This is a genomic window from Mesorhizobium sp. M8A.F.Ca.ET.021.01.1.1 (genome assembly GCF_003998025.1).
Lineage (GTDB): Bacteria > Pseudomonadota > Alphaproteobacteria > Rhizobiales > Rhizobiaceae > Mesorhizobium.
Genome location: NZ_RZSJ01000389.1, coordinates 1 through 5,982, shown reverse-complemented (window position 1 = coordinate 5,982; position 5,982 = coordinate 1). Strand labels below are relative to the sequence as shown.

Below are 5,982 nucleotides of genomic sequence, written 5' to 3'. Positions count from 1 at the left end.
GTGTGCCGCCGAACTCCTCCGCGGCAAGCCGCACGAATTCGTTGACCTGGAAATGCGCCGCGTGCTGCTGCATGCCGCCGGTTGCTGCCACTGTCAGCACGCCCGGCATGCGCGGCAGGCCGGATCGGATGACCTCGCGCACGGCGCGCCCCCAACCGATGGCGACCACGGAGCCGGCAACCAGCTGCGCCTGCCTGAGCAAAGCGCCAAGCGGGGCGGAAAGCGCCGTCAACCCACCCGCCGCCGGCGTCTCGACAACCGCGGCATCCCGCAATTTCAGCCCGTCGACCAGTTGCCTGGTGATATCCTCCGGCGTCGCCAGGTCGATGACCTCGATGCGCACGATGCCCTCGGCCCGCGCCCTCTGCAGCAAACGCGAAATCGTCGCGGTGGAGACACCGAGCTGCCGCGCTATGTCGACCTGCGACATCTCCTCCACATAGTGCAGCTTTGCAACCGTGTGCAGCATCGTGCGCGATGCGGTCGCGTCCTGGACGGAGGGAACAGACAGCTTGCAATTCCTTTCAGCAACGTGTTACACACGTATACGCCGATGGGAGTTATCGCGCAAATCCGGTGAACTCGCAACTTGAGGGCCATACCAGGCCACGCGCCGGCAAGGCTGCTTGTGCTGGCAGCCGGCGATGCATCAGGCGGCAAAATCTTCCTGCCGGCAGGCAGGCAAACTGACCATTGTTTCCACGGGATCAGCGCCTCGGCGAGAGAGCGCCAACATCGGACAGAAAACCATGACGAAGATGACCACCGCGGAACTGCGCGGCTACCAGCAGATATGCGGCAAGGACGGCGCCATGGTGGCCATCGCTTGCGACCAGCGCGGCGGCATGCGCACCTTGCTGGCATCAGACCCCGCGGACCAGGCCAGGATCACCAACGACATGCTCGGCGACACCAAGGCCGACATCACGCGCTACCTCGCAAGCGCTGCGTCCTGCGTGCTGCTCGACCCGCTCTGCGCGGTGCCGAGAGTGGTCGACGAGGGCGTGCTGAACCGGGATACCGCACTCCTCATCGGCCTCGACGCGTCCGGGTTCGACCTTTCGCCGGAAGGCTACCGCCTGTCGCGGCTGGTTCCCGGCATCGACGCGCGGCGCGTGCGCGAACTCGGCGGCACGGGCGGCAAGATCATGGTCTATCTCAGGGCCGACAAGCCGCAGGCCAACGAACACAACATCGCCATGCTGCGCCAGTGCATTACCGACTTCGGCAAAGAGGACCTGCTGCTCGTCGTCGAATTCCTGACCTATCAGCTCGACGGAGAAAGTCCGGAAGACTATGCGGCCAAGACGCCCTGGCTGGTCGAGGAAGGTACCAGGATTTCGCTGGAATGCGGCGCAAAGGTGCTGAAGCTTCCCTACCCCGGAACGCCGGAAGCCTGTGCCAATATCACAAAAATGGCCGGCGAAGTGCCGTGGGCCGTACTTTCGGCTGGCGTCAACCACGCCACCTTCCTCGGCCAGGTCGAGATCGCCATGCAAAATGGTGCCTCCGGCGTGATCGCCGGCCGTTCACTGTGGAAGGACTGTATCTCGCTCGACCGTGACATTCAGCGCGAAAGGCTTAAGACCATCGCGGTGCCGCGATTGCGCGAGATCCAGGCGGTGATCGGGCACTATCGGCAAAAGGCCGCCGCCTGACATCCCGTTGGATCACCGGCACGTGCAGGACATCATGCCACATAAGTCGATGGCCATAGGGATCGATATCGGCGGCACCAATTTGCGTGCCGCGCGCATCTCGCGCACGGGTGAAATCCTCAAACGCCTCTGCGAGAAAAGCGCGCCCGACCCGGAGCTGGTGCTTGGCCGCATCGCCGACATGGTGCGCCTTCTCGATACGCCTGAGGTGGCGGCCATCGGCGTCGGCGTTCCCGGACGCGTCGACGCGCGCCGCGGCGCTGTCCTGTCGGGAGGTTACGTCAACCTTGCCTCGGTCGCGCTCGCGCAGCGGCTGGAAAGCATGACCGGCAAGCCTGTTGTCCTCGACAATGACTGCAACATGGCGCTGGCCGCCGAGATGGCCCTTGGCGCCGGCCGGGGCCACGACAACATCGCCATGTTCACCATCGGCACCGGCATTGGCGGCGCCGTCGCCCAGAACCGACGGATCATGCGCGGCCGGGCAACGGCGGGGCAACTTGGCCACATCACCGTCGACGTCGACGGCGAGGTCTGTGCCTGCGGGCGGCGCGGCTGTGTCGAAACCACCAGTTCCGGCACGGCGCTTGGCCGCCACATCGCGCGCGCCGGCTTTGGGCCTGACGTTTCGGTCGACCAGCTCTTTGCTCGCGACGTGGCCGGCGATATCGAGGCGCGCAGCATACTGGAAGCCTGGGCAAGGCCGCTGCGCGCGGCGATCGATACCACCGTCGCCATGTTCGACCCCGACCTCGTTCTGCTTGGCGGTGGGCTTGGCCTCGCGGCACACAGAGCGCTCGGCCACGCGCCGGCGCTGGCGCCCTGGTACCAATGCCCGGTAGAGCCGGCACAGCTCGGCGACGATGCCGGTGTGATCGGCGCCGGGCTCCAGGCGCTTTCGGCCCCGGCATCGACATCGCTTTCCGTTAACCTTGGTCGCGCCAGACGCGCCGTGCTAGTCAACGGCATCCCGGCCAGCGGCAAGAGCACCGTGTCACGCGGCATCGCCGACCGCATGGGATGGCCGCTGCTTGCACTCGACACGGTCAAAAACCCGTTCCTCGAAGTGCTCGGCGGCGCCGATCGCGAATTCAACCGCACGCTGGGCCGCGCCAGCTACCAGGCAATCTGGTCGGTCGTCGGCGACGCCCCGGCCGGCAGCACCTTCATCGTCGACGCCTGGTTCGGTTTCCAGCCGCGGCAAGTGCTCGAGGATCATCTGCGCAAGGCCGGCGTCGAACACACCGTCGAGATCTGGTGCCACGCGCCCGGCGAGGTTCTGGCCGAACGTTATGGCGCCAGGCTCGGCCAGCGCCTCCCCGGCCATCCCGGCGCTGCCTATATCCCTGAACTGATTGAACTGGCCAAACGCGCCGAACCGCTGCGGCGCGGACCGCTGTTCGACGTCGACACCACGCGGCCGATCGACTTCGATGCCATCACCGCATGGCTGCGCGCGACCTTGGCCAGCGACGCCTGAGTCGCTCGGTGCCAGCGCCGGTCATGCCGGCGGCAGCCGAAGCGTCCTGCGAGCGATCTGCCAGGCGGATTCGGCATGCCGCCGCGCCGCCGCTTCAGCCTCATGGCATCCATGATCTCGGTCATCACGGCAATCGCCGGCCCGCGTTTCCAGCCTGAGGACTAGCGAAGATGACGAGCGGTCACTTTGCGACGCTCGTCACTTGCGCAGCGCTGTATCAATAGCCGACGGTGAAGCGCTGCCTGACATGCGCCAGCTTCTCGATCTCGTCGACCAGGACGATGGCATAGTCCTCGAAGGAAATGCTGCTGCCCTTGTCCGAGGCGAGAAGCGTGTCCTTGCCGAGACGGTATTTGCCGGTGCGCTCGCCTGGGACGAACAGGGCCGAAGGCGACAGGAGCGTCCAGTCGAGATCGCCGACCGTCTTGAGCTTATCCAGGAAGTCGGCGCCCTTCTGTGCTTCGGCCTTGTAGATCTCGGGGAATTCGGGAGTGTCGACCAGCCGCTTGCCGGGCGCGACTTCGAGACTGCCCGCGCCGCCCACGACGAGATACCGCTTCACGCCGGAGTCACGCACCGCAGCGATCAACGTATCGGGGTCGCTGTCCAGGAAATGCACCGAGCTGATCACCACGTCGTGTCCGCGGATCAAATCGGCGAGACCTTGCCTGTCAAAGACATCGCCTTTTCTGGCGGTCACGCCGGGCAGCGCCGCGATCTTTTCCGGGCTGCGGGCGATGCCGGTGACCGTATGGCCACGGTCGGAGAGTTCCTTGAGCAGGCGCGAACCGACGGCGCCGGAGGCGCCGATAAGAGCAACTTTTGCCATGTCTTCTTCCATTTCCTGTTGGAGGCTGATTGGGTGGAGATCAGGCCGCAGCGATATGGGCGACGAGATTGTCGAAGCTGCCGAACAGCGCGTTCGAACCGATGAGCCGGGGCGCTTCGTTGCGGATGACCGCCAGCGAAGGCACGCCATTGGCATGCAAGCGCTGGAACAACGCGCGGCCGCGACCGACCAGTTCGCGGTGAGCCGTCAGCAGCCGCTCCGTTGGCGCCGCCAGCAACTCGCCCGCATCCGCCATGCCAGCGGCGGAGAGCACCTCGGCGACACCGCCGGCGGTGACGATATCGCGGCCGTCGACATAGCGTGCCCGCTGGATCGCCTTCAGCGCGGTCAGCCGCCGGCCGGGATCTTCCAGGCCTGCGGCGCTGATGGCGAGCGTGGCGGTATGGGAGTCCAGCAGAGTGCCACGAACGTTTAGAACGTTGCGCTGATAAGCCTGCGTGAACGGCTGTCCCGTCAGACGTTCGATACGCTGATCGTTGGCCCAGGCATGGGCGGCAAACCCCTCATCCATCGGACGCGCGCCGGCGCCGGAAAACAGGCCGGTCGCCAGCAATTCGACGCGCACGCCGCCTGCCATCAATTTGTCCAGCATTGGGGTGGCGCCGTAGCACCAACCGCAGAGCGGATCGAAAAGGTAAGTCACGCCTGAGTTGCGCATGATTGCCTGATGTCCGTTGGCGGGGCTCCCCGCGACCTGACCGTCAAATGTCCTGGCCCATATGTTGGCAGCGGGCGGTCTTGCGATAAATGGCTACCAATAATACAAACTGTCTGATCCAATCAGACAAAAGCGATCACTTTGGCCGACCTGCTGAACCTCAATCGCCTCATTTACTTCACCACCGTGATGGAGACCGGGTCCTTCACATCGGCAGCCGACCGACTTGGCGTCGCCAAAGCCGTGGTCAGCCATCAAATTGGCAAGCTCGAGGAAGAACTGGGCGCGTCTCTCATGCGACGCACGACGCGCCGCGTCACACCGACAGAAGAGGGACGCCTCTTCTATGACCGTGCAATGATCATTCTGCGGGAAGCGGAAGCCGCCTATGGCGAGATTTCGCGCGGTGGCGTCGAACCGGCGGGAATGCTGAGACTGACCGCACCGCTCGACTACGGCACGAAGATCGTTGCGCCGGTCATCGCCGCCTATCTGAAAACCTATCCGCATATGCGCGTCGAGGCGATCTTCGACGATGCGGTAAGCAATCTGGTCGACGAGCAGATCGACCTCGGCATCCGCGTCGGCTGGCTTGCCGATTCCTCGAACCAGGCGCGGCGCCTGGGCACGATACGGCAGATCGTGGTGGCAAGTCCTGCCCTCGCCGCGAGCCTGCCGCAGGGTGTGAGCCCGCGCCAGGCGCGATCGCTGGCCTGGGTCGGAAACGCCCAGCTTCGCGGTGTCGGCCAATGGCTGTTTTCCAGGAATGGTGACAAGGTGCTGACCGAGCTCAATCCGGTCATCACATGCGACAAGAGCCCGGCCGCCCACGCCTGCGTGCTTGCCGGCATAGGGCTGGGTGTGTTTCCCGACTACAGCGTCAGCGATGATATCGCCGAAGGACGGCTGGTGCCGGTCTTTGCCGAATGGGCCTTGCCCACCGGCGGCATCCACGCCGTCTTTCCGCCGGCAAGGTTCAGGCCCGCCAAGGTACGCGTATTTGTAGACCTGCTCGCCGCCGCCGAGAAAAAACGATCGCGCGGCAGCGCGATGCTGTGAGATGTGACCGCCGCGGAAGGTCAGGAATGACTTACATTAAAGCGGTTATGCCATCTCCCAAAAACAAAACGCCCGCGGCGATTGCTACGGGCGTTTGTATGGATTGTTTTGGTCGGTGGGATTTGTTTGTTGTGCGTCGCGGGCTTGTTCTCGCCTGGGGGGCGGATTGATCTCTGGTTCGACCGCAAAACGGCCCTCCGGGTTTGATTCTGGCGGGCGGTTTAATTTGGTTGCGGGGAGAGGATTTGGTTTTTTGTCCTGCGGCGTCGGCTTTGCC

At 64.5% G+C, this 5,982-nt stretch carries 6 protein-coding genes and 1 pseudogene; 3 read left to right on the top strand and 4 right to left on the bottom strand.

Features of this window, described 5'->3' with window-relative positions:
- On the bottom strand, nucleotides 1-469 hold a 469-nt coding region (locus tag EOA36_RS24735), incomplete at its 3' end, for a sugar-binding domain-containing protein (protein WP_127279808.1).
- Nucleotides 470-749: 280 nt separating this feature from the next.
- On the opposite strand from EOA36_RS24735, the gene EOA36_RS24730 reads away from it, so the two are divergent.
- A complete protein-coding gene (locus tag EOA36_RS24730) occupies nucleotides 750-1,658 on the top strand; it encodes a tagatose-bisphosphate aldolase (protein ID WP_127279807.1) in 909 nt (302 codons plus the stop codon).
- A 34-nt stretch (nucleotides 1,659-1,692) separates the two neighbouring features.
- On the top strand, nucleotides 1,693-3,138 hold the full coding sequence (locus tag EOA36_RS24725) for an ROK family protein (RefSeq protein ID WP_127279806.1): 1,446 nt from the start codon (nucleotides 1,693-1,695) through the stop codon (nucleotides 3,136-3,138).
- 217 nt (nucleotides 3,139-3,355) lie between these two features.
- Here the strand turns inward: EOA36_RS24725 and EOA36_RS24715 are convergent, their stop codons facing one another.
- Complete coding sequence (locus EOA36_RS24715; protein WP_127279805.1) at nucleotides 3,356-3,967, bottom strand: NAD(P)-dependent oxidoreductase; 612 nt, start codon at nucleotides 3,965-3,967, stop codon at nucleotides 3,356-3,358.
- Between the two features lie 40 nt (nucleotides 3,968-4,007).
- Nucleotides 4,008-4,646: a DsbA family protein gene (locus EOA36_RS24710; RefSeq protein ID WP_127279804.1), complete on the bottom strand. Its 639-nt coding sequence runs from the start codon at nucleotides 4,644-4,646 to the stop codon at nucleotides 4,008-4,010.
- 141 nt (nucleotides 4,647-4,787) lie between these two features.
- On the opposite strand from EOA36_RS24710, the gene EOA36_RS24705 reads away from it, so the two are divergent.
- On the top strand, nucleotides 4,788-5,705 hold the full coding sequence (locus EOA36_RS24705; protein WP_127279803.1) for a LysR family transcriptional regulator: 918 nt from the start codon (nucleotides 4,788-4,790) through the stop codon (nucleotides 5,703-5,705).
- 84 nt (nucleotides 5,706-5,789) lie between these two features.
- Here the strand turns inward: EOA36_RS24705 and EOA36_RS37795 are convergent.
- A pseudogene (locus EOA36_RS37795) lies at nucleotides 5,790-5,982 on the bottom strand (hypothetical protein); the annotation flags it as partial.

Excerpts from the sequence above, each read along its gene's own strand:
- EOA36_RS24715 (WP_127279805.1), bottom strand. The coding sequence starts at position 3,967 with ATGGCAAAAGTTGCTCTTATCGGCGCCTCCGGCGCCGTCGGTTCGCGC.
- EOA36_RS24730 (WP_127279807.1), top strand. The coding sequence starts at position 750 with ATGACGAAGATGACCACCGCGGAACTGCGCGGCTACCAGCAGATATGC.
- EOA36_RS24710 (WP_127279804.1), bottom strand. The coding sequence starts at position 4,646 with ATGCGCAACTCAGGCGTGACTTACCTTTTCGATCCGCTCTGCGGTTGG.
- EOA36_RS24725 (WP_127279806.1), top strand. The coding sequence starts at position 1,693 with ATGCCACATAAGTCGATGGCCATAGGGATCGATATCGGCGGCACCAAT.